This window comes from uncultured Sphingomonas sp. (assembly GCF_913777625.1).
Lineage (GTDB): Bacteria > Pseudomonadota > Alphaproteobacteria > Sphingomonadales > Sphingomonadaceae > Sphingomonas.
Window position 1 is genome coordinate 44,529 of the sequence record NZ_CAJYTI010000013.1, and the last position, 24,892, is coordinate 69,420.

Sequence of the window (24,892 nt, forward strand, 5' to 3'; positions counted from 1 at the left end):
CCGAAAAGACATCGCGCCCCTGCACGCCCCCTGCCCCACATGGCCCCCATGGCCCGCCTAATCCTCCTTCTCGGCGACCAGCTCAGCGCTGGCATCTCCTCGCTCGAAGAAGCCGATCCGGCCGAAGACGTGGTGCTGATGGCGGAGGTCGCCGAAGAGGCAGGCTATGTCCCGCACCACAAGAAGAAGCTCGCCTTCGTCTTCTCCGCGATGCGCCACTTCGCCGAGGAGTTGCGCGCCGACGGCTGGCAACTCCGCTACACCCGGCTGGACGATCCCGACAATGCCGGCAGCCTGGTCGGCGAGATCGAGCGCGCCCGCGCGGCACTGGACGCGGACCAGATCCTCTGCACGGCACCCGGCGAATGGCGGCTGCGCGAGGCACTGGCGGCGGTTCCCGGCCTGACGTTGCTTCCCGACACCCGCTTCCTGATCGATCCCGCCGGCTTCCGCGCCTGGGCGCAGGGGCGCCGTCAGCTGCGCATGGAGTATTTCTACCGCGACATGCGCCGCCGCATCGGCCTGCTCATGGAGGGGGACGCCCCTGCCGGCGGCGAGTGGAACTATGATCAGGACAATCGCGGCACGCCGCCGCCCGGCACGCACGCGCCGACGCTGCCCGCCTTCGAGGTTGATGCGATCACCCGCGAGGTGCTGGCGCTGGTCGAGGAGCGGTTTCCGGACAATTTCGGCGATCTCCATCCTTTCGCGCTCGCCGTCACCCGCGCCGATGCCGAGAAGGCGCGGGACCATTTCCTCGCCCATGCCCTGCCCCGCTTCGGCGACTACCAGGATGCGATGCGCCGCGGCGAACCGATATTATTCCATGCACATCTCGCACTGTATCTGAACATCGGCCTGCTGGATCCGCTCGACCTGTGCCGGCGCGCCGAGGCTGAGTGGCGCGCGGGCCGGGTGCCGATCAACTCGGCCGAGGGCTTTATCCGCCAGATCCTCGGCTGGCGGGAATATGTCCGCGGCATCTACTGGCTGCACATGCCGCGCTATGCCGAGGCCAACGCGCTGGAAGCCCGGCGCCCGCTCCCCGACTTCTACTGGACGGGCGAAACCGACATGGCCTGCATGCGCGACGCGGTCGAGCAGACCCGCACCCATGCCTATGCGCACCACATACAGCGGCTGATGGTCACCGGCAATTTCGCGCTCCTCGCCGGCATCGACCCCTATCTGGTCCATGTCTGGTACATGGCAGTCTATGCCGATGCCTATGAATGGGTGGAGATGCCCAACACGATCGGCATGGCGCTGTTCGCCGATGGCGGGATCATGGGCTCAAAGCCCTATGCCGCCAGCGGCGCCTATATTGATCGCATGTCCGATTATTGCGCGGGCTGCCGCTACAAGGTGAAGCTGAAGGCCGGGCCGGACGCCTGCCCGTTCAACTATCTCTACTGGGATTTCGTCGCCCGCCACCGCGAGCGCTTCGCCCGCAACCCGCGCATGGGGCCGATCGTCCGCAACCTCGACCGCATGACCGACGCGCGCAAGGCGGAGATCCGCACCGATTCCGCCCGCTTCCTCGACGCGCTGGTCCCGGCCGGGAGCCGCTGGAATGGTTGAGCCGCTCACCGTCTGGTACGATGGCGGCTGCCCGTTATGCACGCGGGAGATCGCGCTGATGCGGCGGCTGGATCGGCGGGGCCGCCTGCGCTTCGTCGATGTCAGCGCCGGTACCACCGCCTGCCCGCTCGACCGAACCGATCTGCTCGCCCGCTTCCATGTCAGCGATGCCCGTGGCCGCTTTTACAGCGGCGCGGCGGCGTTCGCGGCAATGTGGCGGGCGATCCCGCTGTTGCGGCCGTTGGGGCTGCTGGCATTGCTGCCGGGGATGACCTGGGCCCTCGAACGGCTCTATCGCGCGTTCCTGCGCGTTCGGCCCACACTCCAGCGCTGGATGCGCGAAAGGGAACATCATGGCGGATGATCAAGGATATGACGGCCGCTCGCGCGCGGTTCCCAAGGGGCGGCTCGCGCGCTTCGGCGTGATGGGGCGGTTGGCCGGCGGCGTCGCCGGCAACGTGCTGGCGGAGGGTGCCAAGCGGCTCGTCGCCGGCGAGCGGCCGCAGTTGCGTGATCTCGTCCTCACGCCCGGCAACGTCGCCCGCGCCACCGAGCAGCTGGCGCAACTGCGCGGAGCGGCGATGAAGCTCGGCCAGATGATCTCGCTCGACGCCGGCGACGTACTGCCCGACGAGCTGACCCAGATCCTCGCCCGGCTGCGCGACCGCGCCCACCACATGCCCCCCGCCCAGCTTCAGCAGGTGCTGGCGAAGGAATGGGGCCCCGATTGGCGCCGCCGCTTCGCGCTGTTCGAGGCGCACCCCATGGCGGCAGCGTCGATCGGACAGGTCCACCGCGCCAGGATGCCCGACGGGCGGAAGCTCGCGATCAAGGTGCAATATCCCGGCGTCCGCGAAAGCATCGACGCCGATGTCGACAATGTCGCGACGCTGCTCCGCCTCTCCGGCCTGTTGCCCAAGGGCCTCGACATCGCCCCGCTGCTGGGCGAGGCCAAGCGGCAGCTCCACGACGAGGCGGATTATGTCCGCGAAGCCGCGATGATGACGCGCTATGCCGATCACCTCGCCGCCGACGACCGCTATCTGGTGCCGCGCCCGGTGCCCGAGCTGTCGACCGCCAATGTGCTGGCGATGGACTATATCGCCGCCAAGCCGATCGAAACGCTGGAGGCAGCCGGTCAGGACGAGCGCAACCGCGTGACGACGGCGCTGATCGATCTGGTGCTGCGCGAGCTGTTCGACTTCGCCTTCATCCAGACCGATCCCAATTTCGCCAACTACCGCTACCAGCCGGAAAGCGGCCGACTGGTACTCCTCGATTTCGGCGCCGCGATGCCCATTTCCGACGCAATCCGTGATGGATACCGGGACCTGCTGCAAGCAGGCCTGAACAGCGACACCGCCGGCGTTCGCACTGCGGCGCTGGCGCTCGGCTTCTTCAGCCACGCGGCCCTGGAGCGCCATCCCGCCGTGATCGATCGCATGATCGGGCTGATCCTCGAGCAGACCGACCGCGCCGATGATTTCGATTTCGGCGACCGCGGCTTTCTCCAGGCCGTGCGCGGCGAAGGCATGCAGATGGTGGAGGACCGTGCCGTCTGGCACGTGCCGCCCGCCGACACGCTGTTCGTCCAGCGCAAGATCAGTGGCATGGCGCTCCTCGCCGCGCGGCTGAAGGCCCATGTCGGATTGCGCGGCATGGTGGGGACGCGGCTCGCTCAATAGGGGATGCGGGCGCCGTCCCAGGCGAAGATACCGCCCGAATCCTCGGCGCGGAGATTGCTCAAAACGTTCAGCAGATATTCTGCACTTCTATCGGGAGAGAATAGCTTTTCGGGCGCGACACCGCGCTGGAACGGCGCCGACAACGCGCTGTCCACGGTGCCCGGGTGCAGTCCGGCCACGACCGCCAGCGGATGGGTCCGTCGCAGTTCGATCGCGAAATTGGCCAGCAGCATGTTGAGCGCTGCCTTGGAGGCGCGGTAGCTGTGCCACCCGCCGAGCCGATTGTCCGCGATCGAACCCACGCGCGCCGAGAGCGCGGCGAACACCGCCCGGCGATCGCGCGGCAGCAGCGGCAGGAAATGCTTGGCGATCAGCGCCGGCCCAATGGTGTTGACCGCAAACAGCTCCGCCATCGCGCCCGGGTCCAGCGCGCGAAAGGCTTTCTCCGGCGCCGGGCCGCCTGCCCGGTGCAGCATGCCGGTCGCGACGAAGATCAGGTCGATCGGCCCGTCCATCATGCTCGCCGCCGCCGCGATGCTCGCTTCCTCCGTGAGGTCGAAGGCGAAGGGCACCAGCCGCGTATCGGTCTGCGCCGCAGGGGTGCGGCTGCCCAGATAGATCCGCGTCACTGCAGGGTCTTCGGCCAGCCGGGCGGCCACCGCCGCACCGATGCCACCCGACGCCCCGAAGATCACCGCTTGTTCCGCCATCATTCCGTCTCGCTTTCCCGGCGTGCCATCGACGCTGCCACGGGTCGCCGCAAGCTGTCCCCGCGGTCGCCTGCTGCGCCCGTTCGTTGTGCAAGTGCGACACGCTGCCCTTTTTGCGCCCCGAAACTATGGCTAGAGGGAAAACGTCATGCGTATCCTGCTCCTCGCCCTCCCGCTGCTGCTCGCGAACACCGAGGATCCGCCCATTCCGCCGACGATCAAGGCGATGCTCGATGCGGCGATGAGCTCGGGCAACGAGGCCGACGTCTCGGTGATCGTCAAATATGCGAAGACGGCCGACCCGGCGAGCGCACCGCTGGTCGCGAAGATCGCCGGGGACTGGCGCTCGAAGCGCCGCGAGGTCGCCCAGCAGGCCCTGCGCGAAGCCCGGTTCCTGCAACTGGTGAAGGGCCATGTCGAACTGGGCGGCTATGTCACCACCGGCAATTCGGAAAATATCGGCGTTACCGCCGCGGCGGAGGTGAAGCGCGAAGGCATCGAGTGGCGGCACAAGGTGCGGGTGCAGGCGGATTACCAGGAGAGCCTCGGCGTCACCACCCGCGAGCGCTATCTCGCCGCCTATGAACCCAACTGGAAGTTCGACAGCCGCGCCTATATGTACGGTGCTGCGCAATATGAAAGCGACCGCTTCTCGGGCTTCGGCGACCGTATCTCGATTTCCACGGGTGCCGGCTACAGCGCGATCAAGAATTCCGCGGTGAAGCTCGACGTCGAACTCGGCCCGGCCTATCGCTACACGCGGTTCATCGGCGCGCCCGCGGAGAACAACATCGCTGCGCGCGGGTCGCTCGATTTCGCCTGGAAGCTGTCGCGCGGCATGTCGGTCACCCAGACCGCCTCGGCCTATCTCGAAAAGGACAACAGCACCGTCGCGAGCAAGTCGGCGCTGCTCGCCCGGCTGATCGGGCCGCTGTCGGCCCAGCTCAGCTACACGGTGCAATATGAAAGTGCGCCGCCGATCGGCCGCGTGACCACCGACACTACCAGCCGCGCAGCGCTCGTCCTCGATTTCTGATCGCGTTGCCAGGGGTGTTCAACCGCCCCGGTTCCGGTCTACCACGCGGAGCATGGACAAGCTTTCCGCGATCGAACGGACGGCGATCGAGCGTGCCCAGGCCGCGCCGATGCTGGAGAGGACCCTGGACTGGACGGCGATCAACAGCGGCACCCGCAATCTCGCCGGGCTGGCGACGATGGCGGATACGCTGGCGAACGCCTTTTCCATGCTGCCGGGTACATTGGCACTCGTCGCGCCCGAGCCGGTGGAGACGGTCACCGCCGCAGGCATGGTCGAGACCCTGGCCCATGGCCGCCACCTGCTGCTGACCGTGCGCCCCGGCGCGCCGGTGCAACTGCTGTTCACCGGTCACATGGATACGGTGTTCGCCGCCGATCACCCGTTCCAGCGGGCGCGCTGGCTCGATACCGGGCATCTCAACGCGCCCGGCGCGGCGGACATGAAAGGCGGCCTCGCGCTGCTGCTCGCTGCACTGGAAGCGGTCGAAGCGAGCCCATCGGCGGCCCGGCTGGGCTATACCGTATTGATCAATTCAGACGAGGAGACCGGCTCGCTGTCCTCGCGCGCGCTGATCGCGCGGGCCGCGCAGGGCAAGGCGGCGGCGCTTACCTATGAGCCCGCCCTGCCGGATGGCACGCTGGCCGGCGCGCGGGGCGGCACCGGCAATTTCTCGCTGGTCGTCCATGGCCGCAGCGCGCATGCCGGGCGCAACCCGGAAGAGGGCCGCAATGCGCTCGTCGCCGCCGCCGCGCTCGCCGTGCAGCTGGCAGCAGCGAAGGCGCCCGGCCTGTCGGTGAACCCGGCACGGATCGACGGTGGCGGGCCCAACAACGTCGTGCCCGATCTCGCCATCCTGCGCGTCAACTTCCGTCCCGGCGATGCCGCCGCGACGGCGCTGGCCCAGGCCGCGCTGGAGGACGCCATCGCGACCGTCAGCGCCACGCATGCGGTGCAGGTGCACCTCCATGGCAGTTTCAACCGACCACCCAAGCCCATTGATTCGCAAGCCGCCCGTCTGTTCGATCTGGTCCGCGACGCCGGTGCCGATCTCGGCCTGCCGATTGCCTGGAAGGCGACCGGCGGCGTGTGCGACGGCAACAACATCGCCGCCTGCGGCGTGCCCGTGGTCGACACCATGGGTGCCCGCGGCGGCGCCATCCATTCCATGGAGGAATTTCTGATCCCGGAAAGCCTGCCCGAGCGCGCCGCGCTCTCGGTCCTGACCATTCTCCGCCTCGCCGAGCGAGGGCGCCCATGAGCAGCTTCCGCATCCGCGCCGCGCGCGACGAGGATCTTCAGCATCTGTACGAGATGGCAAAGCTGACTGGCGGCGGCTTCACCAATTTGCCGCCGGACAAACCCGCGCTGCGCGCCAAGCTCGATCGCAGCCACGAGGCCTTTGCCCGTACCGACGAGGATGCCGAGGTCGACGACCTGTTCGTCCTGATCCTCGAGAATGTCGAAACCGGCGAGGTGCGCGGCACCTGCCAGATCTTCACGCGCGTCGGCATGAAATGGCCTTTCTACAGCTACCGCATCGGCACGGTGACCAAGCACAGCCAGGAACTGAAGCGCACCTTCCGCGCCGAAATCCTCAGCCTGGTCAACGATCTTGAGGGCTGCAGCGAAGTCGGGGGCCTGTTCCTCCACCCCGGCGAGCGTGCCGGCGGTCTGGGGCTGCTGCTGGCCCGGGCCCGCTATCTGTTCATCGCCCAGCACCGCGCCCGCTTTGCCGATCGCATCCTGGCCGAACTGCGCGGCGTCATCGACGAGGCCGGCGGCTCCCCCTTCTGGGACGGGGTCGCCGGACGCTTCTTCGGCATGAACTTCCAGCAGGCGGACGAGTTCAACGCCACCCATGGCAACCAGTTCATCGCCGATCTGATGCCCAAGCACCCGGTCTACACCGCAATGCTTTCGGAAAACGCCCGCGCGGTGATCGGCCTCCCCCATCCGTCCGGCCGCGCAGCAATGCGAATGCTGGAAAATGAAGGATTTGCGTTCGAGAGTTACATCGATATCTTCGATGGCGGGCCCACCATGACCGCGCGCACCGACCAGGTGAAAACGGTGCGCGAGGCCCAGCATGCGAGCGTCGCGGCGGTCGTCGCAGGCGGTGAGCCGGCGCTGGTCGCAACCGGTCGGCTGGCAGACTTCCAGGCAGCGCTCGCCCAGGTCGCGCCGAGCGAAGGCGGTGTCGCCATCGATCCGGTGTCGGCGGTTGCGCTCGGACTTGAGACCGGCAGTGAAGTCTTGTGGGTAGCACGCTGATGCTGGTGGAGATCAACTTCGACGGTATCGTCGGCCCCAGTCACAATTACGCCGGGCTCAGCCATGGCAACCTCGCTGCGACGCGCAACCGCGGCCAGGTCTCGCATCCGCGTGCGGCCGCACTCCAGGGCATCGCCAAGATGCGCGCCAATCTCGCGCTCGGGCTGCCGCAGGGCATTCTGCTCCCGCATGCCCGGCCCGACCATCGCTGGCTGGACCAGCTCGGCCTGACCTATCCGCACGCTCCGCCGCACAGCCAGGCCCAGGCACTCTCCGCCTCGCCGATGTGGGCTGCCAATGCGGCGACGGTTTCTCCCGCCCCCGACACGGCGGACGCGCGCTGTCACCTGAGCGTCGCCAATCTCGTCACTATGCCGCATCGCAGCCATGAGTGGCCCGAGACGCTGGCGCAGCTGCGCCTCGCCTTCGCCGATCCGGCCTTCGCGGTGCACGGCCCGGTCCCCGCGCCCTTCGGGGACGAGGGGGCCGCCAACCATATGCGGCTGGCGGCGTCGCACGATGCGCCCGGTGTCGAAGTGTTCGTCTATGGCATCGCGGGCGGCCCCTTCCCCGCGCGGCAGCACCCGGACGCCAGCGCGGCCATCGCCCGGCGACACCTGCTCGACCCGGAACGCACGCTGTTCGTCCAGCAATCGGAGGAGGCCATCGCCGCCGGCGCCTTCCACAATGACGTGGTTGCGGTGGCCAATGGCCGCGTGCTGCTCGCCCATGAGCACGCCTTTGCCGACAAGGACCGCTTTTACGATCGCCTGCGCGCCGTGATGCCCGAGGTGGAGATCGTCGAAGTGCCGGCCGCGCAGGTCAGCCTTGCCGACGCGATCACGTCCTATCTGTTCAATGCGCAGCTGGTCACGCTGCCGGGCGGCGAGACCGGGCTCGTCCTCCCCGGCGAAGCGCGCGACACCCCCGCGGTGTGGAACTGGCTGCAGGCGCATGTCGCCGGCAATGGCCCGATCCGCCGGCTGGAGGTGGTCGATGTCCGCGAATCGATGGCCAATGGCGGCGGCCCGGCCTGCCTGCGCTTGCGCGTCGTGGCCGATCCCGGGACGATCGACCCGCGCTTCCTCGCCGATGCGGCCAGGCTCGATCGTATCGCCGCGGTCGTCGAGGCCCACTGGCCCGAGGCGATCGACCCGGCTGCCATTGCCGACCCCGTGCTCGTCGCCCAGATCGAAGCGGCGCGCCACGCGCTGCTGGAGACGCTCGGCATTGTCGAGTTAATTGACAGTTTACCATAAGCGGCGGCGCAAAAACGGCGGGAATCCGGGGCTGGCACGTGACTTGCTACGTGCCGGCCATGCTGCACAGGATCGGCCGCCTCTTCGTGATCAAGTCGAAGTTCGAGGCCTATCTCGTGATCTTCGGCCTTGCCAATGGCGCAGTCGAGCGCGGCTTCCATTATATGAGCCTGTATCCGGGGCTTGGCGGCAAGCTGCTGTTCGCCGTCTGCCCGGTCGCGGTGTTCATGGCGGGGGGCCGCATCCTCGACAGTATCGACGCGGGGATCTGAAGGGGCCCTGAAACACAACCCCCCGCCGAGCTGGGCTCTGGCGGGGGAGTGGCGCGCCCGGAACGATTCGAACGTCCGACCCTCAGATTCGTAGTCTGATGCTCTATCCAGCTGAGCTACGGGCGCCTAGTGGAGGGCAGCCTCTACCGGCGGTTTCGAACGAGCGCAAGCCCGTTGCGCCAAGTTTTCCACACGCATATGGCGGGGCCATGCGATCGCTCCCCCTTCTCGTCGCAGGCGCCGCGCTGCTTGCCGGCTGCGCCCAGACCAGCACGCGCTATCCCTCGCTGCTTCCGCGGGCGAACGAAAGCCTCGACTTCACCGAGCCCGAGCGCCCCGCGGCGCAGGCCACGCCCGATGCGGGGCTCGATGCGCGAATCGCAGCGCTGATGTCGACGATCGAGTCGACCGACATGGAGTTTCAGAAGGCGGCGAGGGACGCTGACGCCAAGGTTGCCCGTGCGCGCGGCCTGGCGGCGGGCAGCAGCCCTTGGCTCGATGCGCAGACCGCACTCAGCGTGCTCGACGGCCTGCGCTCGCGTGCTGCAGTGACGCTCGGCGATCTCGACCAGGTGCGGATCGAGCGCGCCCAGAGCGGCCAGCCCGACTATCCGGCCCTGCAAGCCGCGATGGAGCGCGCCACGGCGATGGTGACGGCGGAGGAGAGCCGGGCACGATCGCTCGAAGCGGCGATCGCCCCGGCCACCTGATCAGGGTTTGGTGGGCGCCGCGGCGGGTGCCGCAACCGGGTTCGGCGTCGGCGGCGGGCCCTTGGCGATGGTCGCGGCAAGCGTCGTCGCGTCCGCACAGGCCGCCTTGCAGATCGTCTTGATCTTGGAGAGATTGTCCTTTGCCCGCGTCACCGCGCCCTTGGCGACCATCGCTTCACCCTGCCCGCGCAGCGCAGCGAGATCGTTGGGATCGAGCTTCAGTGCCTCGCCATAAAAGCGGATCGCCTTGCCCGGCAGGTTCTGCGCGCGGGCGATATCGGCGATCAGCACGAACGCCTCGCGATTGCGCGGATCGACCGCCAGCGCAGTCTCCAGCAGATCGTTCGCGCCGCCGAGATTGCCGGCCGCCTGTACGCTGCGCGCCTGGCGCACCAGTTCCACCGAGCGCGGATCGAGCTGGCTGTCCGGCCGCTGGGCGCTCAGGCTGCTCGAAACCGTCAACACCAGCAGCGCACCCGCTGCCGACAGGGTCGTGAACCGCATCAACATCTCCAGAACTTCATCGCGATGGGCTAGCATTGCCGCACCAGCTTCGCGACAAAAAAGCCGTCGGTTGTATCGTGGCGGGGCGTGAGCCGCAGCCCCTGCCCCTGCGGCCGCCCCGCGGGCGCCGCCAGCGGCTCCGCCGACCAGCCAGGCTGCGCCGCCAGGAACCGCTCCACCTGCCCTGCCCCTTCCGCGTCGAGCAGCGAGCAGACGATATGGATGAGCGTGCCGCCCGGCCGCACCAGCCGCGCCGCCACGTCGAGCAGATGCGCCTGGGTGTCGACATAGCGATCGAGCTGCGCCTGGGTCAGCCGCCACCGCGCCTCGGGGTTGCGGCGCCAGGTGCCGGTGCCCGAACAGGGCGCGTCGACCAGCACCAGATCCGCCCGCTCCCGCCAATCGGCGAGCAGTTCGGCCTCGCGTCCGGGATCGAGCAGCAATGTCTCGGCGATGGTGACTCCGGCCCGCGCGGCGCGCGGCATCAGGCGCGAGAGGCGCGGCCGATCAACGTCGCAGGCGAGAATGGTCCCGCGGTTGTCCATCGCTGCGGCCAGCGCGAGCGTCTTGCCGCCGCCGCCCGCGCAGAGATCGATCACGGTCATGCCGGGCGCGGCCCCGGCGAGGGCGCTCACCAGCTGGCTGCCGCCATCCTGGACCTCGAACAGCCCCGCTGCATAGGCTTCCGTACGGTCGACCGCCGTCTCCTCGGGCAGGCGCAGCGCGTCGGGCGCAAACGGCAGCGCCCTGGCACCGTCGAACAGCGCGGCGATGGCATCGGGCGTCGTCTTGAGCCGGTTCACCCGGAGATCGAGCGGCGCGCGGTCGAGCAGTGCCGCCCGCTCCTCGGCATCGAGGCCGGACGCCCCGAAGGCGGCTTCCAGCCATGCCGGCGCCACGCCGGCCGGGGCCACCGACTCGCCTTCGACAATCGCGGCCGGACCATAATGCGAACCGTCGAACAACGCGGCGAGTGCGGGGTCGCGCATCGCCAGCGCCAGCACCGCCGCGCGGCCAGAGACCGGCACCTCGCCGCAGTGGCGAATGGCGTCATATACCAGCGTCCGTACAGCACGACGATCTTTCGATCCCGCGAAGCGCCGTTCCGCAAACCAGCGAGCAATGACGACGTCCGCCGCAGCACCGCGGTTACGGGCAGCTGCGAGGATCTGGTCGAGCAAATCGATGGCCATTTGAACGCGTGCGGCGGGGGTCATGCCGAAACCGCTAGGCGCAACGGCTGCCGAATGCAAAGCCGGTGCCGACAACGCTTCTAAGTCAGGAAGATAGCATTTTGCGGTAAGAATTCGTAAACCAGTCCCGATGCATTCTGACGAGATGGGGATCGGGAGAGCGGGGGTGGTGCGCAGCGCGGCGATCAAAGCCCTGCGCCGCTGTCTGGCGGTGTGGATCGTGCTGCTGCTCCCGGCAGCGGCCGGCGCCGTGGCGATTACGCGCGACTCGCGGGTCTGCCACGCGGTGACCCCGCTGTCCGCCGCCGACACGATGCTCGGACAGCTCCATTTTACCTGCGGTCCCAACGCCAGCGGCTATAATCGGGGCAGCCTGTGGGTCCGGCTGGATCCGCGCCAGTACCCGCTGGGAACGGACGCGGTGACCCTGCTCGTCCACCACACCCGGTTCGACCGCCTCTCGGTGGCCTTTCGCTACACCAACGGCATCACCGAGTGGCAGCAGGTGCGCAGCGGCGCCTTCGACGATCATTGGCGCCCCGGTGCGCAGATCGCCTTCACCCCGAACGATCGGTCGGTGCTGCTCGAATCGATTACGCTTCGCGTCGATCGACTGACCAGCTACCAGCTCCTCCGCCTGCGGCTGGTCAGCGCGGGCGAGGCCGATATCGAGAACGGCCTGCTGTCGGCCTTGATCGGCGCCGCCCTGACCCTGCTGGTCGCCGGCGCGCTCTACAATTTCTCGCTCGCGCTGGGGATCCGGCGGCAATATCTTGCCTGGCAGGGTGCCTGGGCGGTGGTCGTCTTCCTCTGGGGAGCGATCTGGTCACAATTCGGATTGCTGGTCGCACCGGCCATGGCCGGCACGATCGCGGCCCAGACCTGCACCGCGCTATCGGTGCTGTCGATCCTGCTCGCGACCTTGAGCACGACCACCGCGCTCGACCACCGCGCCGTGCCGCGTGTGGCACGCCTGCTGGCGCAGCTGTCCGGCCTCGCGGTCGCCTTGATCGGCATACCGGCCACCCTCGCCCGAAGCACGATGCTGGAGGCAATCGCGCCGGTGCTGGCCGGAGTGGTTCTTTTCAACCTGCTGATGGTGGTGCTCTGCCTCGCCTGGGGTGCGCGGCGCGGCAGCGTCGAGGCCCGCGATCTGCTCGCCGCCTGGTCGGTGCCGATCGCGGCGCTGGCCTTCACCCAGCTCGTCGACATGGGCAGCCGGCTCTGGGGCGGCGGGTCGCAGATCCTCGTGCTGTTCGCCTCGGCATGGCAGACGATCTGGCTGTCGATCGCCGCGAGCCGCCGGCTCTCGCGCCTGCGCGCGGAGCGCGACCTGGCGCGCGCGGCGGAGGCGCGTGCCAGCGAACTCGCCGAACGCGATCCGCTCACCGGGATCCGCAATCGGCGCGGCTTGATCGACGCGGCACAGTCGTTGATCACCGCCGCCGGCGAAGACCGCGCAGTGATCGGCCTGCTGCTGATCGACATCGATCGGTTCAAGGCAATCAACGACGAACATGGCCATGATGCCGGCGACGTGGTGCTCTGCGCGATCGCGACGCGGCTGGCGCGCTGGGAAGGACCGCGCTGTGCGGTCGCCCGGCTGGGCGGCGAGGAGTTCGCGATGGTGCTCACCCATCGCTGCGGCCCTGCCCTAACCGCCTTTGCCGAGCATGTCCGGCAGGAAATCGCCGCCTGCGACCACAGCGCCGCAATCGGAGCACAGCGCGTAACGGTGAGCATCGGCATCGCCGAGGCGAGCGAGACGTGCGACTTTGCGCCGCTGTATCGCGACGCCGACCGCGCGCTCTATACCGCCAAGCGCAGTGGGCGCGATCGCGTGTGCCGGGTCGATCCGGCCACGGACGTCGTCCCGCCGTCGCGTGCGATGCTGCAGGCGACGGCGGAGACGCTGGCTCAGCGGGTCGGGTAGTTCGGCGCCTCGCGGGTGATCGTCACGTCGTGGACGTGGCTTTCCTTGAGCCCTGCATTGGTGATCCGCACGAACCGCGCCTTCCGCTGGAACTCGGGCAGCGTCGCCGCGCCGACATAGCCCATCGACGCCTTCACGCCGCCGACCAGCTGGTGGATCACGTCGCGCGCGGGGCCCTTGTACGGCACCTGGCCCTCGATACCTTCCGGCACCAGCTTGAGCTGGTCCTTGATGTCCTGCTGGAAATAGCGGTCGGCAGAGCCCTTGGCCATCGCACCGACCGAGCCCATGCCGCGATACGACTTGTAGGCGCGGCCCTGGTACAGGAAGGTCTCGCCCGGGGCTTCCTCGGTCCCGGCCAGCAGCGAACCGATCATCGCGGCGCCGGCCCCGGCCGCCAGCGCCTTGGCGATGTCGCCCGAGGTGCGGATGCCGCCATCGGCGATCACCGGAATGCCGGACTTGGCGGCTTCGTTGGCCGCGTCCATCACCGCGGTGAGCTGCGGCACGCCGACGCCGGCGACGACGCGGGTGGTGCAGATCGAACCCGGCCCGATGCCGACCTTCAGCCCGTCCGCGCCCGCGTCGATCAGCGCACGCGCCGCCTCGGCGGTAGCGATGTTGCCGGCGATCACCTGGACGCGGTTGGACAGCTTCTTGACCCGCTCGACCGCGCGGCTGACGTCCTTGTTATGGCCGTGCGCGGTATCGATCACGATCAGGTCGACTTCGGCATCGACCAGCGCCTCGGTGCGGGCAAAGCCCTTGTCGCCCACCGTCGTCGCCGCCGCGACGCACAGGCGGCCGCCGGCGTCCTTGGTAGCGTGCGGATAGGTGACGGCCTTCTCGATGTCCTTCACCGTGATCAGGCCGACGCAGCGATAGGCATCGTCCACCACCAGCAGCTTCTCGATCCGGCGCTGGTGGAGCAGCCGGCGCGCCTCCTCCTGCGCGACACCGACCTTCACCGTGGCGAGGTTCTGGTGGGTCATCAGCTCGGAGACGAGCTGGTTGGGGTTCTCGGCGAAGCGGACGTCACGGTTGGTGAGGATGCCGACCAGCTTGCCGCCTGCCTCGACGATCGGAATACCGCTGATCCGGTGGCGCGCCATCAGCGCCTGCGCCTCGGCCAGCGTGCCGGTGGGCGCCATGGTGATCGGGTTGACGACCATGCCGCTCTCGAACCGCTTCACCGCGCGGACCGCCTCGCACTGCTCGTCCACTTCCATGTTGCGGTGGAGCACGCCGATGCCGCCGAGCTGCGCCATCACGATCGCCATGTCGGCTTCGGTGACGGTATCCATCGCCGAGGAAAGGATCGGGATGTTGAGCGCCAGGTTCTTCGTCACGAAGGTCCGCGTATCCGCCATGCTCGGCACGATTTCGGATTCGCCCGGATAGAGGAGGACGTCGTCGAACGTGAGGCCGAGAGGGATTTCCATGGGGGTGCGCCAAATCCTTGAGTCGAATGTTGGCGGCCCATGTAACCGCAAGGGTGCAGATGCGCTAGGGGGCAGCTTCAGGCGTGGACCGGCGGCATCCCGGGATAGAGCAGTTCGCGCTCGGCCTGGACCTGCGCGCGAATGACGCTGGCGAGCGTGCGCGAGGCGAGTACATAGGCCGGCCAGTTCTGGAGCGCCTTGGCCGTGGGCCATGCACTGACATGATCGGTGTAGAGCATGCGCATCTCGAAGCTTCCGCTGCGCAGCGACTGGGCGACGTCCGCGCGGGCGCCGCCGTCGAGCATCGCCGCGTTGACCAACCGGTCCACCGCCTGGCGACGCGCAGCCACTGCGCGCGCGGTCTGGTATCGAACCCGAGAGAGGTCGGCGAGGTTGCAGGAAGGCAACGCCAGCAGGTTTTCGATCGCCCCGATCGCCTGGAGCAGCGTCATATCGAGTTCGTGCATATTCTCCATGTAAGAATACTTAGGAGAGCATCGCGCCGGCGGCCATCGACCCGCCAGATTTATTCCGGCACCGCTCCACGTTGCAGGACGGCACGGGCCTGCGCGACGTGCATCGCCTCGATCATGCGGTCGCGGAAACGCTCGGCGCCGCCGCTTGCGGCCGCGAGCAGCGCCTGCGCGTCGGCGATCTCGTCCGCAGTGGGCGCGAAGGCCTGGGTGGCGACGGGGATCTGGCCGGGATGAATCAGCGTCTTGCCGTCGAAGCCGAGCGCCCGCCCCTCGGCACATTCAGCCGCCAGCCCCTCGGCATCGGACAGTGCGTTGAACACGCCGTCGAGTGCCCAGGCCCGGCCCGCGCGTGCCGCCAGCACCACCGTCTGCAAGGCCAGCGAGAGCCCGCCCCGCCCGGCCGCCGCGGGAATGCCGAGCGACGCCTTCAGATCATTGGTACCCGCGATCAGTCCCGCGACGCCGGGCACGGCCGCGATGGCAGCAGCGGCGAGGACGCCGGCCGGCGTTTCGATCATGGCCAGGATCGGCTTCCCCGCCGCCGCGGCGATGCGCTCGGCCGTGCCGGTATCCTCCACCTTGGGTACGACGACGATCGCTGCGGCGGAGCGGGCGACTGCCGCCAGATCGGCGGCATGCTCGGCCGTCTCCGCGCCGTTGATCCGGATCGCCGCGACACGCTCCCCGAACCCTTCCGCCACGGCAGCCACGGCGGCGTCGCGTGCCGCGTCCTTGTCCTCGGGCTTCACCGCGTCCTCGAGGTCGAGGATCACCAGGTCGCAATCGAGCGTGCGGGCCTTGGCGATCGCGCGTGGATTCGAGGCGGGGAGGAACAGGGCGGTGCGGGGTGCGAGAGCCATGCTGGTCATGGCCGCTCTCTATGCTAGCAATGGCACCCATTGCGAGGGGAGTCGGGGCGTATGGACGTGCTTTTCGTGTTTCTGGCCGGGCTGGTGGTGCTGGTGCTGTTCTACCTGCTGGCCAGCGTGAAGATCGTGACCCAGGGCTATCAGTACACGATCGAGCATTTCGGCCGCTTCACCACGGTCGCCGCGCCGGGCTTCAACTTCTACCCCGCCTTTTTCTACCGTGTCGGCCGCAAGGTGAACATGATGGAGCAGGTGATCGACATTCCGGGCCAGGAAATCATCACCAAGGACAATGCGATGATCTCCACCGACGGGGTGGTGTTCTTCCAGGTGCTCGATGCCGCCAAGGCCGCCTATGAGGTGTCGGACCTGTATGTCGCGCTGCTCCAGCTGACCACGACCAACCTGCGCACGGTGATGGGCTCGATGGATCTCGACGAGACGCTGTCCAAGCGCGATGAGATCAACGCGCGGCTGCTCTCGGTGGTCGACCATGCGACGACGCCGTGGGGCGTCAAAATCACGCGCGTCGAGATCAAGGACATCCGTCCGCCGGCCGACATCGTCAACGCGATGGGCCGCCAGATGAAGGCCGAGCGCGAAAAGCGCGCCAACATCCTCGAGGCCGAGGGGAGCCGCCAGTCGGAGATCCTGCGCGCCGAAGGGCAGAAGCAGGCGCGCATCCTGGAGGCCGAGGGCCGCCGCGAATCCGCCTTCCGCGACGCCGAGGCGCGCGAGCGTGCCGCCCAGGCCGAGGCGGAGGCGACCCGACTCGTGTCCGACGCCATCGAATCCGGCAGCGCGGCTTCGCTCAACTATTTCATCGCGCAAAAGTACGTGGAAGCCGTGGGCAAGTTCGCGACCTCGCCCAACGCCAAGACCATCCTGTTCCCGGTCGAGGCGACCCAGCTGATCGGCACGCTGGGCGGCATCGGCGAGCTCGCCAAGGAGGCCCTCTCCGGCGCCGCGCCCAAGCCCCCCGCACCGCCGGCCCGCCGCCCGGGTCCGTTCGACCAGCAGGATTGATCGCCTCGGTGGACTGGTTGCAGCACCCGCCCCTGCTCTGGCTGATCGCCGCGGTTGCGCTGGGGATCGCCGAGCTGGTGGTGCCCGGCGTGTTCCTGGTGTTCCTCGCGGTGGCGGCCGCGATCATGGGCGGCTTGGCGCTGTTGTTCCCGGGCCTGCCACTCGCAGGGCAATTGCTGGGCTTTGCCGGCTGGTCGGCGGTTGCGGTGCTGATAGGCCGGCGCTGGTATCATGACTTCCCCGTCGAGAGCGCCGATCCGCTGCTCAACGATCGCATCGCGCGACTGGTCGGCGAAGTCGTCACCGTCGTCGAACCGGTAAGCGATCATGGCGGCCGCGTGCGGGTTGGCGACGGCGAGTGGCCGGCACGCGGGCCCGATGCCCCCGCCGGCGCCCGCGTGCGGATCACCGGCGCCAACGGCGCGACGCTCCGAGTCGAGCCGCTCCCCTCCCTTTCCCAAGACTGAAAAACAATCGAGGTCGAATAGATGCGTACCACCCGTCGCGACGTGCTGCTCGGATCGAGCGCCCTGTTGGCCACCGGTGCGGCGGCGCGCCCAGCGCTTGCCGCCGTGCCCGCCGCCGAAGCCCAGGCGCAAGCACTGATCGATCGCACGGCCGAGGCGCTGCTCGTCCTCAACCCCGAAGGCGCAACCGGCCTCGGCATCGACAAGGGGGCGCGTGCCGGCCTCAAGCACCGGCTGGGCGACCGCACGCCTGCGGGTGTCGCCAAGATGGCGGCGCATCTGAAGGCCACGCTCGCCGAGATCGACCAGATCGACGTCCATGCCGTCAGCCCCGAGATGCGCGTCCATCTCGACGTAATCCAGACCGCCTATGCCAACGGGCTGAAGGGCATATCCTTCCCCTATGGCGACGTCGCGGTCGGCAGCTGGCGCAACACGCCGTACGTCGTGATCCAGAATGTCGGCGCCTATATCGACGTGCCCAAGATGCTCGACAGCGATCACCAGATCGAGACGCGCGACGATGCCGATGCCTATCTCGATCGGCTCCAGGCCTATGCCGGCGCACTCGACGGCGAGACCGTGCGGCTGCAGCAGGCAGCGAGCGTCGGCGTGATCGCGCCGGACTTCCTGCTCGACAAGTGCCTGAAGCAGATCCACCTCGCCCGCAGCGGCGATCCGGCGACCTGGGACGTCGTGACCTCGCTCGCCAAGCGGACCACCAGCATGCCGGGCGGATACGAGGCGCGCGCGGCCAAGATCGCCGCCGAGCAGATCGCCCCGGCGCTCGATCGCCAGATCGCCGAGCTCGAAAAGCAACGCACCCGCGCCACCTCCGACGCCGGCGTGTGGAAGTTCAAGGACGGCGACGCCTATTATGCCTGGGCGCTGAGCGCCGGCACCACCACGACCATGTCGCCCGATGAAGTCCATGCGATGGGCAAGGCGCAGCTCGCCGAACTGCAGGCCGAGATGGACACGATCCTCAAGACGCTCGGCTATACGCAGGGCTCGGTCGGCGCACGCATGCGCGGACTCGCCACCGACAAGCGCTTCGCCTTTCCGGACAACGATGCCGGCCGCGCCGAGATCATCCAGATCCTCCAGCATAGCATCGACGACATGCGCGGCCGGATGCCGCAGGCGTTCCACACGCTCGTCCCCGGCAATGTCGAGGTGAAGCGCATCCCGATCGTCGAGGAAGCCGGTGCTGCCGGCGCCTATGGCGGCCCCGGCACGATCGACGGCAAGGTGCCCGGGCGCCTCTGGGTCAATCTGCGCTCGACGGGCATCTGGACGCGGTTCAGCCTGCCCGACCTCGCCTATCACGAGGCAATCCCCGGCCATGCCTGGCAGGGCGAATATACCTTCAAGATGCCGCTGATCCGTTCGCTCCTCCAGTTCAACGCCTATTCGGAAGGCTGGGCGCTCTATGCCGAGCAGCTGGGCGACGAGCTGGGCGTCTATGCCGAGAACCCGGCGGCGAAGCTGGGCTATCTCCAGTCGCTGGGCTTCCGCGCCTGCCGGCTAGTGGTCGACAGCGGGCTGCATGCCAAGCGCTGGACGCGCGAGCAGGCGATCCGCTGGTTCGTCGAAGCCAACGGCTCGTCGGAGGACGAGGTGCAGGGCGAGGTCGACCGCTATTGCTCGTGGCCGGGCCAGGCCTGCGGCTACAAGGTGGGCCACACCGCGATCAACCGGCTGCGGACCAAGGCGAAGGGCGAACTCGGCGCCAAGTTCGACTTCCGCGCCTTCAACGATGCGGTGCTGCTCGGCGGCAATGTGCCGATGACCGTGCTCGGCCATGTGATCGACCGCCACATCGCGCAGCGGAAGGGGTAAAACGCTCCCCTACAACGGTCATCCCGGCGAAAGCCGGGATCCATTGGGGTCGCCGTCGCGGCGTTTGCTGATAGGGAGAGGCGAATGGATCCCGGCTTTCGCCGGGATGACGGCAGAAGAAGCGCTTATGCGTGACGCCAGCGCCAGAGCAGCATCGGGCGGGCGAGCGCCAGGCCGAGCAGGAAGCCGCCGATATGCGCCCAGATCGCCACCGTGATGCCGCCCTGGAAAAAGGCGAACCCCATCAGCAGGTTCACGCCCACCCAGGCCGCCGCCAGCCAGGCGATATGCACCAGCTGTGCCGGGATCGGCCCGATCGCCTTGGCGCGCTGGCGGCCGTAGAGCAGCGAATAGGCACCGACCACTGCCGAGCTCGCCCCGCTCGCCCCGATCATCGGCGCGGTCGACATCGGCCCTGCGAGCCACTGCGCGGCGCAGGCGGCATAGGCGCCGATCAGGTAGAGCGTCACCAAGCCCTTGGCGCCGACCGCGCGCTCGGTCTCGTTGCCGGTGAACACCAGCATCAGCATGTTCATGCCGAGATGGGCGAGCCCGCCATGGATCAGCGCCGAGCTGAGCGGCGTCGCCCATACCGGCACCAGCGGCCCCGACAGGAGCAGCCCACCCGAGACGCGTGCGGGGATGAACCCCGCCGCATACTGAATCTGCGCGGCGTTGGGCGCGAAATTGGCAATGAGGCTCACCACCACCGTGACGGCGACGATCACCGTCGTGGCGCTGACCTTCGGCATGGCCTGCCTCAGATGAATTCGACCTTGGAGACGAGATAATAGCGGTCGCCCGCCGGCACCGACACCTCGACCTCTTCGTCGACCTTGCGACCGATCAGCGCGCGGCCGATCGGCGAATTGTACGAGATGCGGCCCTTGCTGGCATCCGCCTCGGTCTGGCCGACGATCTGGTAGGTCACCGGCTTGTCGTCCTCGTCGAGCAGCGTCACGGTCGCGCCGAACACGACCTTGTCGCCCGAAAGCTCCTTGGGATCGATGATCTGGGCGCGGCTCAGCTTGTCCTCGATGTCGGCGATGGTCGCCTCGACCTGGCCCTGGCGCTCCTTGGCGGCATGATATTCGGCGTTTTCGGAAAGGTCGCCATGCGCGCGCGCTTCCTCGATCGCGTCCACGATCAGCGGCCGCTCGGCCTTCAGCCGCTTCAGCTCCTCGCTGAGCTTCTGATAGCCTTCCGCCAGCATCGGCATCTTCTCGACGGTCGCCATAACGCCCTAGTCCTTCACTACGCCCCCGGTACCGACCGTCGCCCGAAAACGACGTCCGCACACTTCCATCGGTTGGGGAAATCCATTGTGCGAACGCGAATAGTAAGATGTGGGGCGAAAAACATCAAGTCGGGGGGTGGAAAACGCAAGATTTAGCCAACTAAGCCCCTCCCTTCAGGGGAGGGGTTGAGGTGGGGCCGTGTCTCACAGAGACCGACCAACGTTCTGGAATCCCTCCACCCCAACCCCTCCTCCGAGGAGGAGGGGCTTAAGGGAGGGTGCTCACCCCCGCGAGGCGAAATACGCCTGGATCGGCTGCACCTCGATGGGATTGCTCCGCATCGCCGCGATCGCCCGCGCCGCCGCCACGCTGCCCGGGGCCGTGGTGAAATAGGGGACCTTCTGCGCCAGCGCCGAGGCACGGATGCTCATCGAGTCCTTGAGCGACTGCCAGCCTTCGGTGGTGTTGAAGATCAGCGCGACATCGCCGTCCTGAATGCGGTCGACGATGTGCGGGCGGCCCTGCGCCACCTTGTTCACCGTCTCCACCGCGATCCCCTCGGCGGCAAGGAAGTCCGCCGTGCCGCTGGTCGCGATGATCTTGAAGCCGAGATCGGCGAGGATCTTCACGCCCGGCAGCACCACCGCCTTGTCGCCCTGCTTGACGCTGACGAACACCGTGCCGCCCTGCGGCAGCACCGTGCCCGCGCCGAGCTGCGATTTCGCGAAGGCGGTGGCGAAGTCCTTGTCGATGCCCATCACCTCGCCGGTCGACTTCATCTCAGGCGAGAGCACCGGATCGACGCCGGGGAAGCGCGCCCAGGGGAACACCGCTTCCTTCACCGCGATATAATCGATGTCGCGGTCGATCTTGGGCAGGGTCGCCAGCTTCTCGCCCGCCATCACGCGGCTGGCGATCTTGGCGATCGGCGCCCCGATCGCCTTGGCGACGAACGGCACGGTGCGGCTGGCGCGCGGGTTGACCTCGATCAGATAGACCTCGCCGTCCTTGACCGCGAACTGGATGTTCATCAGCCCCTTCACCTTGAGCGCACGCGCCAGCGCCACGGTCTGGCGCTCGATCTCGGCGATGATGTCAGCGGGCAGGCTGTAGGGCGGGATCGAGCAGGCGCTGTCGCCCGAATGGACGCCGGCTTCCTCGATATGCTGGAGCACGCCCGCGACCACCACATCGGTGCCGTCGGCGATCGCGTCCACGTCCACCTCGATCGCGTCGCGCAGATACTGGTCGATCAGCACCGGCGAGTCGCCCGAGACCTGCACCGCGGTCTGGATATAGTCGTCGAGCTGCTGGAGGCTGTCGACGATCTCCATCGCCCGGCCGCCCAGCACATAGCTCGGCCGCATCAGCACCGGATAGCCGATCCGCTCGGCCACCCGCACCGCCTCGTCGCGGCTGCGGGCGATGCCGTTGGCGGGCTGCTTGAGGCCCAGCTTGGCGACGAGATCGGCGAAGCGCTCGCGGTCCTCGGCCAGGTCGATCGCGTCGGGGCTGGTGCCGAGGATCGGGATGCCCGCATCCTCCAGCGCCTTGGCGAGGTTGAGCGGGGTCTGGCCGCCGAACTGGACGATCACGCCGACCAGCTCGCCCTTCGACTTCTCGACTTCGAGGATCTCGAGCACGTCCTCGGCGGTCAGCGGCTCGAAATAGAGCCGGTCCGAGGTGTCATAGTCGGTGCTCACCGTTTCCGGATTGCAGTTGACCATGATCGTCTCGTACCCCGCGTCGGCCAGCGCGAAGCAGGCGTGGCAGCAGCAATAGTCGAACTCGATGCCCTGCCCGATCCGGTTCGGACCACCGCCGAGGATCACCACCTTGCGGCGGTCGCTCGGCTCGGCCTCGTTCTCGGGCTCGCCGAAGCTAGGCGCCTCATAGGTCGAGTACATATAGGGCGTCTTCGCCTCGAACTCGGCCGCGCAGGTGTCGATCCGCTTGAACACCGGGCGCACGCCCAGCCGGTGGCGCAGCTTGCGCACCTCGGCCTCGGTCACCCCGCCGGAGATGGCGTTGGCCACCTCGCCGATCAGCCCCGAGCTGCGCGCCATAACTTCGCTGCCCGCGCGGAGATTGACCGACTTGAGCGCGAGATAGGCCAGCCGCTTGTCGCTGAAGCCCATCGCCTTCAGGCGGCGCATGCCGGCCGCGTCCTGCGGCAGGCCGTTGGTCGCGACATCCTTCTCGGCGTCGAGGATCTCGGCGATCCGCTCGAGGAACCAGGGGTCGTAGCTGGTGAAGCGCTGGACGTCCTTGACGCTGAAGCCCTCGCGCATCGCCTGCGCGGCGATCAGCAGCCGGTCGGGCGAGCGAACGGTCAGCGCCGCCTCGATCACGTCGCGCGGCGCGCCGACCAGCCGGTCGACATCGTTGAAGCCGCTGAGGCCGGTCTCGAGACCGCGCAGCGCCTTCTGGATCGATTCGTGGATCGAGCGGCCGATCGCCATCACTTCGCCGACCGACTTCATCGCCGTGCCCAGCACCGCCTCGGCACCCTTGAACTTCTCGAAGGCGAAGCGCGGGATCTTGGTGACGACATAGTCGATCGTCGGCTCGAAGCTCGCCGGGGTGGCACCCGTGATGTCATTGTCGATCTCGTCGAGCGTGTAGCCCACCGCCAGCTTGGCCGCGACCTTGGCGATCGGGAAGCCGGTCGCCTTAGACGCCAGCGCCGAGGAACGGCTGACGCGCGGGTTCATCTCGATCACGATCAGGCGGCCGTCCTTCGGATTCACCGCGAACTGCACGTTCGAGCCGCCGGTCTCGACACCGATTTCCCGGAGACACGCGATCGATGCGTTGCGCATGATCTGGTATTCCTTGTCGGTCAGCGTCAGTGCCGGCGCGACGGTGATCGAATCGCCGGTGTGCGTGCCCATCGGATCGATATTCTCGATCGAGCAGACGATGATGGCATTGTCGTTCCGATCCCGGACGACCTCCATCTCATATTCCTTCCAGCCGAGCAGCGATTCCTCGATCAGCACCTCGGTGGTCGGCGACAGGTCGAGGCCCGAGCGCACGATCGCGATGAATTCCTCGCGATTATAGGCGATGCCGCCGCCCGAGCCGCCCATGGTGAAGCTGGGGCGGATGATCGCCGGCAGCCCGACATAGTCGAGCGCGGTCAGCGCCTCGGCCTCGGTATGCGCGATCGCCGAGCGGGCGCTTTCGAGCCCGATCTTGGTCATCGCGTCCTTGAACTTCAGCCGGTCCTCGGCCTTGTCGATCGCATCGGCATCGGCGCCGATCATCGTCACGCCGAACTTCTCCAGCGTGCCGTCGCGGAACAGCGCCAGCGCGGTGTTGAGCGCGGTCTGGCCGCCCATCGTCGGCAGGACGGCGTCGGGCCGCTCCTTCTCGATGATCTTGGCGACGACCGCGGGCGTGATCGGCTCGATATAGGTCGCGTCGGCCAGCTCGGGATCGGTCATGATCGTCGCCGGGTTCGAATTGACCAGGACGATGCGATAGCCCTCTTCCTTCAGGGCCTTGATCGCCTGCGTGCCCGAATAGTCGAACTCGCATGCCTGACCGATGACGATCGGGCCAGCGCCGATGACGAGAATGGAGGAGATGTCGGTGCGTTTTGGCATTACTTTTCTTCCGAAGCTTGTGCGTTGCCGATGAAGCCGATCTTGTTCATCGGCACGACTGCGCTGACTTTTTTGAGCACGCACTCAATCTTGGTGAAATCGGCATTCGGGCTTCCCCGAAACACGACTTCGCGGCCCCTGAGCACCAGCCAGCTGCGCGGCGCGCGGCACGCGTCAGCCATGGCGTTCAGGTCAGCCTGACTCACCTGACGCTGGGGCCGGGTCGGTTGCGCCGCGACCTGCAAGGCAAGTGCGAGCAACAGGCTCATTTCCGAAGCGACCCCACGAACCGCTCGAACAGATAGAAGCTGTCCTGCGGCCCCGGCGAGGCTTCGGGGTGGTACTGGACCGAGAAGGCCGGGCGGTCGGTCAGCTCGAGACCCGCATTCGACCCGTCGAACAGCGACACATGCGTCTCACGCGCGTTCGCGGGCAGCGTCTCGCGCTCGACCGCGAAGCCGTGGTTCATGCTGGTGATCTCGACCAGACCGTCGGACAGGCGCTTGACCGGGTGGTTCGCGCCGCGGTGCCCCTGGTGCATCTTGGTGGTCTTCGCACCGACCGCCAGACCCAGAAGCTGGTGGCCGAGGCAGATGCCGAACAGAGGCTTGCCCGTGTCGAGCAGTTGGCGGATCACCGGCACCGCATATTCGCCCGTCGCCGCCGGATCGCCGGGGCCGTTGGACAGGAAGATGCCGTCCGGGTTCAGCGCCATCACATCCTCATAGGACGCGGTGGCGGGGACCACCGACACCTTCGCACCG

At 67.9% G+C, this 24,892-nt stretch carries 24 protein-coding genes and 1 tRNA gene; 13 read left to right on the plus strand and 12 right to left on the minus strand.

What is annotated here, in order from left to right:
* Positions 1 to 39 precede the first annotated feature (39 nt).
* Genes QZ814_RS08350 through QZ814_RS08360 form a run of 3 tightly spaced genes read left to right on the plus strand, consistent with a single transcriptional unit; the run spans position 40 to position 3,266 of the window.
* Positions 40 to 1,581: a cryptochrome/photolyase family protein gene (locus tag QZ814_RS08350; RefSeq protein ID WP_294330874.1), complete on the plus strand. Its 1,542-nt coding sequence runs from the start codon at positions 40 to 42 to the stop codon at positions 1,579 to 1,581.
* Positions 1,574 to 1,945 carry a DCC1-like thiol-disulfide oxidoreductase family protein gene (locus QZ814_RS08355; protein WP_294330877.1) on the plus strand — a complete coding sequence of 124 codons (372 nt, stop codon included), beginning with the start codon at positions 1,574 to 1,576 and terminating at the stop codon, positions 1,943 to 1,945. The genes QZ814_RS08350 and QZ814_RS08355 overlap by 8 nt, the downstream gene beginning before the upstream one ends.
* Positions 1,935 to 3,266, plus strand: a complete 1,332-nt coding sequence (locus QZ814_RS08360; protein WP_294330881.1) for an AarF/ABC1/UbiB kinase family protein — start codon at positions 1,935 to 1,937, stop codon at positions 3,264 to 3,266. The genes QZ814_RS08355 and QZ814_RS08360 overlap by 11 nt, the downstream gene beginning before the upstream one ends.
* Here the strand turns inward: QZ814_RS08360 and QZ814_RS08365 are convergent.
* Entirely contained in the window at positions 3,260 to 3,976 is a 717-nt protein-coding gene (locus tag QZ814_RS08365; RefSeq protein ID WP_294330934.1) for an SDR family NAD(P)-dependent oxidoreductase, read from the minus strand. The genes QZ814_RS08360 and QZ814_RS08365 overlap by 7 nt on opposite strands.
* Before the next feature lie 148 nt (positions 3,977 to 4,124).
* Here QZ814_RS08365 and QZ814_RS08370 point away from each other — a divergent pair, with 148 nt between their 5' ends.
* Genes QZ814_RS08370 through QZ814_RS08390 form a run of 5 tightly spaced genes read left to right on the plus strand, consistent with a single transcriptional unit; the run spans position 4,125 to position 8,817 of the window.
* Positions 4,125 to 5,012 carry a DUF481 domain-containing protein gene (locus tag QZ814_RS08370; RefSeq protein WP_294330884.1) on the plus strand — a complete coding sequence of 296 codons (888 nt, stop codon included), beginning with the start codon at positions 4,125 to 4,127 and terminating at the stop codon, positions 5,010 to 5,012.
* Positions 5,013 to 5,064: 52 nt separating this feature from the next.
* Positions 5,065 to 6,273 carry a hydrolase gene (locus QZ814_RS08375; RefSeq protein WP_294330887.1) on the plus strand — a complete coding sequence of 403 codons (1,209 nt, stop codon included), beginning with the start codon at positions 5,065 to 5,067 and terminating at the stop codon, positions 6,271 to 6,273.
* Positions 6,270 to 7,286: an arginine N-succinyltransferase gene (locus QZ814_RS08380; RefSeq protein ID WP_294330890.1), complete on the plus strand. Its 1,017-nt coding sequence runs from the start codon at positions 6,270 to 6,272 to the stop codon at positions 7,284 to 7,286. The genes QZ814_RS08375 and QZ814_RS08380 overlap by 4 nt, the downstream gene beginning before the upstream one ends.
* The gene (locus QZ814_RS08385; RefSeq protein ID WP_294330938.1) at positions 7,286 to 8,545 is read left to right on the plus strand and encodes an N-succinylarginine dihydrolase; all 1,260 of its coding nucleotides are present in this window, start codon (positions 7,286 to 7,288) and stop codon (positions 8,543 to 8,545) included. The genes QZ814_RS08380 and QZ814_RS08385 overlap by 1 nt, the downstream gene beginning before the upstream one ends.
* Positions 8,546 to 8,604: 59 nt before the next feature.
* The gene (locus tag QZ814_RS08390) at positions 8,605 to 8,817 is read left to right on the plus strand and encodes a hypothetical protein (protein WP_294330893.1); all 213 of its coding nucleotides are present in this window, start codon (positions 8,605 to 8,607) and stop codon (positions 8,815 to 8,817) included.
* A 49-nt stretch (positions 8,818 to 8,866) separates the two neighbouring features.
* Here the strand turns inward: QZ814_RS08390 and QZ814_RS08395 are convergent.
* A tRNA-Arg gene (locus QZ814_RS08395) sits at positions 8,867 to 8,943 on the minus strand.
* Positions 8,944 to 9,026: 83 nt separating this feature from the next.
* Here QZ814_RS08395 and QZ814_RS08400 point away from each other — a divergent pair.
* The gene (locus QZ814_RS08400) at positions 9,027 to 9,527 is read left to right on the plus strand and encodes a hypothetical protein (protein WP_294330895.1); all 501 of its coding nucleotides are present in this window, start codon (positions 9,027 to 9,029) and stop codon (positions 9,525 to 9,527) included.
* Here the strand turns inward: QZ814_RS08400 and QZ814_RS08405 are convergent, their stop codons facing one another.
* Both QZ814_RS08405 and QZ814_RS08410 read right to left on the minus strand, forming a co-directional pair.
* On the minus strand, positions 9,528 to 10,031 hold the full coding sequence (locus QZ814_RS08405; protein WP_294330896.1) for a tetratricopeptide repeat protein: 504 nt from the start codon (positions 10,029 to 10,031) through the stop codon (positions 9,528 to 9,530).
* A gap of 29 nt (positions 10,032 to 10,060) precedes the next feature.
* Complete coding sequence (locus QZ814_RS08410) at positions 10,061 to 11,248, minus strand: RsmB/NOP family class I SAM-dependent RNA methyltransferase (RefSeq protein ID WP_294330898.1); 1,188 nt, start codon at positions 11,246 to 11,248, stop codon at positions 10,061 to 10,063.
* 106 nt (positions 11,249 to 11,354) lie between these two features.
* Here QZ814_RS08410 and QZ814_RS08415 point away from each other — a divergent pair, with 106 nt between their 5' ends.
* On the plus strand, positions 11,355 to 13,157 hold the full coding sequence (locus QZ814_RS08415; protein ID WP_294330902.1) for a GGDEF domain-containing protein: 1,803 nt from the start codon (positions 11,355 to 11,357) through the stop codon (positions 13,155 to 13,157).
* On the opposite strand, the gene guaB is transcribed toward QZ814_RS08415, so the two are convergent.
* The 3 genes from guaB to QZ814_RS08430 form a co-directional block, all read right to left on the minus strand.
* A complete protein-coding gene (guaB, locus tag QZ814_RS08420) occupies positions 13,142 to 14,599 on the minus strand; it encodes an IMP dehydrogenase (protein WP_294330906.1) in 1,458 nt (485 codons plus the stop codon). The genes QZ814_RS08415 and guaB overlap by 16 nt on opposite strands.
* 77 nt (positions 14,600 to 14,676) lie before the next feature.
* The gene (locus tag QZ814_RS08425) at positions 14,677 to 15,066 is read right to left on the minus strand and encodes a hypothetical protein (protein WP_294330909.1); all 390 of its coding nucleotides are present in this window, start codon (positions 15,064 to 15,066) and stop codon (positions 14,677 to 14,679) included.
* Between the two features lie 59 nt (positions 15,067 to 15,125).
* Entirely contained in the window at positions 15,126 to 15,944 is an 819-nt protein-coding gene (locus QZ814_RS08430) for a CoA ester lyase (protein WP_294330911.1), read from the minus strand.
* A gap of 51 nt (positions 15,945 to 15,995) precedes the next feature.
* On the opposite strand from QZ814_RS08430, the gene QZ814_RS08435 reads away from it, so the two are divergent.
* Genes QZ814_RS08435 through QZ814_RS08445 form a run of 3 tightly spaced genes read left to right on the plus strand, consistent with a single transcriptional unit; the run spans position 15,996 to position 19,279 of the window.
* Complete coding sequence (locus tag QZ814_RS08435; protein ID WP_294330912.1) at positions 15,996 to 16,970, plus strand: SPFH domain-containing protein; 975 nt, start codon at positions 15,996 to 15,998, stop codon at positions 16,968 to 16,970.
* A gap of 8 nt (positions 16,971 to 16,978) precedes the next feature.
* Positions 16,979 to 17,437: an NfeD family protein gene (locus QZ814_RS08440; protein ID WP_294330914.1), complete on the plus strand. Its 459-nt coding sequence runs from the start codon at positions 16,979 to 16,981 to the stop codon at positions 17,435 to 17,437.
* Between the two features lie 21 nt (positions 17,438 to 17,458).
* Complete coding sequence (locus tag QZ814_RS08445; protein WP_294330917.1) at positions 17,459 to 19,279, plus strand: DUF885 family protein; 1,821 nt, start codon at positions 17,459 to 17,461, stop codon at positions 19,277 to 19,279.
* A 125-nt stretch (positions 19,280 to 19,404) separates the two neighbouring features.
* Here QZ814_RS08445 and QZ814_RS08450 read toward each other — a convergent pair whose 3' ends face one another.
* The 5 genes from QZ814_RS08450 to QZ814_RS08470 all read right to left on the minus strand — a co-directional run.
* Positions 19,405 to 20,031 (minus strand): rhomboid family intramembrane serine protease, encoded by a 627-nt coding sequence (locus tag QZ814_RS08450; RefSeq protein ID WP_294330919.1) that lies wholly within the window; start codon positions 20,029 to 20,031, stop codon positions 19,405 to 19,407.
* An 8-nt stretch (positions 20,032 to 20,039) separates the two neighbouring features.
* Positions 20,040 to 20,516, minus strand: a complete 477-nt coding sequence (greA, locus tag QZ814_RS08455; protein WP_121079359.1) for a transcription elongation factor GreA — start codon at positions 20,514 to 20,516, stop codon at positions 20,040 to 20,042.
* Between the two features lie 282 nt (positions 20,517 to 20,798).
* Positions 20,799 to 24,128 carry a carbamoyl-phosphate synthase large subunit gene (gene carB, locus QZ814_RS08460; protein WP_294330925.1) on the minus strand — a complete coding sequence of 1,110 codons (3,330 nt, stop codon included), beginning with the start codon at positions 24,126 to 24,128 and terminating at the stop codon, positions 20,799 to 20,801.
* Positions 24,128 to 24,397 carry a hypothetical protein gene (locus QZ814_RS08465; protein WP_058733518.1) on the minus strand — a complete coding sequence of 90 codons (270 nt, stop codon included), beginning with the start codon at positions 24,395 to 24,397 and terminating at the stop codon, positions 24,128 to 24,130. The genes carB and QZ814_RS08465 overlap by 1 nt, the downstream gene beginning before the upstream one ends.
* Positions 24,394 to 24,892: gamma-glutamyl-gamma-aminobutyrate hydrolase family protein (locus QZ814_RS08470; protein WP_294330927.1), on the minus strand; the 499-nt coding region annotated here is incomplete at its 5' end. The genes QZ814_RS08465 and QZ814_RS08470, both read right to left, overlap by 4 nt.

Excerpts from the sequence above, each read along its gene's own strand:
- greA (WP_121079359.1), bottom strand. The coding sequence starts at position 20,516 with ATGGCGACCGTCGAGAAGATGCCGATGCTGGCGGAAGGCTATCAGAAG.
- QZ814_RS08365 (WP_294330934.1), bottom strand. The coding sequence starts at position 3,976 with ATGGCGGAACAAGCGGTGATCTTCGGGGCGTCGGGTGGCATCGGTGCG.
- QZ814_RS08405 (WP_294330896.1), bottom strand. The coding sequence starts at position 10,031 with ATGCGGTTCACGACCCTGTCGGCAGCGGGTGCGCTGCTGGTGTTGACG.
- QZ814_RS08435 (WP_294330912.1), top strand. The coding sequence starts at position 15,996 with ATGGACGTGCTTTTCGTGTTTCTGGCCGGGCTGGTGGTGCTGGTGCTG.
- QZ814_RS08350 (WP_294330874.1), top strand. The coding sequence starts at position 40 with ATGGCCCCCATGGCCCGCCTAATCCTCCTTCTCGGCGACCAGCTCAGC.
- carB (WP_294330925.1), bottom strand. The coding sequence starts at position 24,128 with ATGCCAAAACGCACCGACATCTCCTCCATTCTCGTCATCGGCGCTGGC.
- QZ814_RS08355 (WP_294330877.1), top strand. The coding sequence starts at position 1,574 with ATGGTTGAGCCGCTCACCGTCTGGTACGATGGCGGCTGCCCGTTATGC.
- QZ814_RS08465 (WP_058733518.1), bottom strand. The coding sequence starts at position 24,397 with ATGAGCCTGTTGCTCGCACTTGCCTTGCAGGTCGCGGCGCAACCGACC.
- QZ814_RS08385 (WP_294330938.1), top strand. The coding sequence starts at position 7,286 with ATGCTGGTGGAGATCAACTTCGACGGTATCGTCGGCCCCAGTCACAAT.
- guaB (WP_294330906.1), bottom strand. The coding sequence starts at position 14,599 with ATGGAAATCCCTCTCGGCCTCACGTTCGACGACGTCCTCCTCTATCCG.
- QZ814_RS08425 (WP_294330909.1), bottom strand. The coding sequence starts at position 15,066 with ATGCACGAACTCGATATGACGCTGCTCCAGGCGATCGGGGCGATCGAA.
- QZ814_RS08430 (WP_294330911.1), bottom strand. The coding sequence starts at position 15,944 with ATGACCAGCATGGCTCTCGCACCCCGCACCGCCCTGTTCCTCCCCGCC.
- QZ814_RS08450 (WP_294330919.1), bottom strand. The coding sequence starts at position 20,031 with ATGCCGAAGGTCAGCGCCACGACGGTGATCGTCGCCGTCACGGTGGTG.
- QZ814_RS08380 (WP_294330890.1), top strand. The coding sequence starts at position 6,270 with ATGAGCAGCTTCCGCATCCGCGCCGCGCGCGACGAGGATCTTCAGCAT.
- QZ814_RS08445 (WP_294330917.1), top strand. The coding sequence starts at position 17,459 with ATGCGTACCACCCGTCGCGACGTGCTGCTCGGATCGAGCGCCCTGTTG.
- QZ814_RS08400 (WP_294330895.1), top strand. The coding sequence starts at position 9,027 with ATGCGATCGCTCCCCCTTCTCGTCGCAGGCGCCGCGCTGCTTGCCGGC.
- QZ814_RS08410 (WP_294330898.1), bottom strand. The coding sequence starts at position 11,248 with ATGACCCCCGCCGCACGCGTTCAAATGGCCATCGATTTGCTCGACCAG.
- QZ814_RS08360 (WP_294330881.1), top strand. The coding sequence starts at position 1,935 with ATGGCGGATGATCAAGGATATGACGGCCGCTCGCGCGCGGTTCCCAAG.
- QZ814_RS08390 (WP_294330893.1), top strand. The coding sequence starts at position 8,605 with ATGCTGCACAGGATCGGCCGCCTCTTCGTGATCAAGTCGAAGTTCGAG.
- QZ814_RS08415 (WP_294330902.1), top strand. The coding sequence starts at position 11,355 with ATGCATTCTGACGAGATGGGGATCGGGAGAGCGGGGGTGGTGCGCAGC.
- QZ814_RS08375 (WP_294330887.1), top strand. The coding sequence starts at position 5,065 with ATGGACAAGCTTTCCGCGATCGAACGGACGGCGATCGAGCGTGCCCAG.
- QZ814_RS08370 (WP_294330884.1), top strand. The coding sequence starts at position 4,125 with ATGCGTATCCTGCTCCTCGCCCTCCCGCTGCTGCTCGCGAACACCGAG.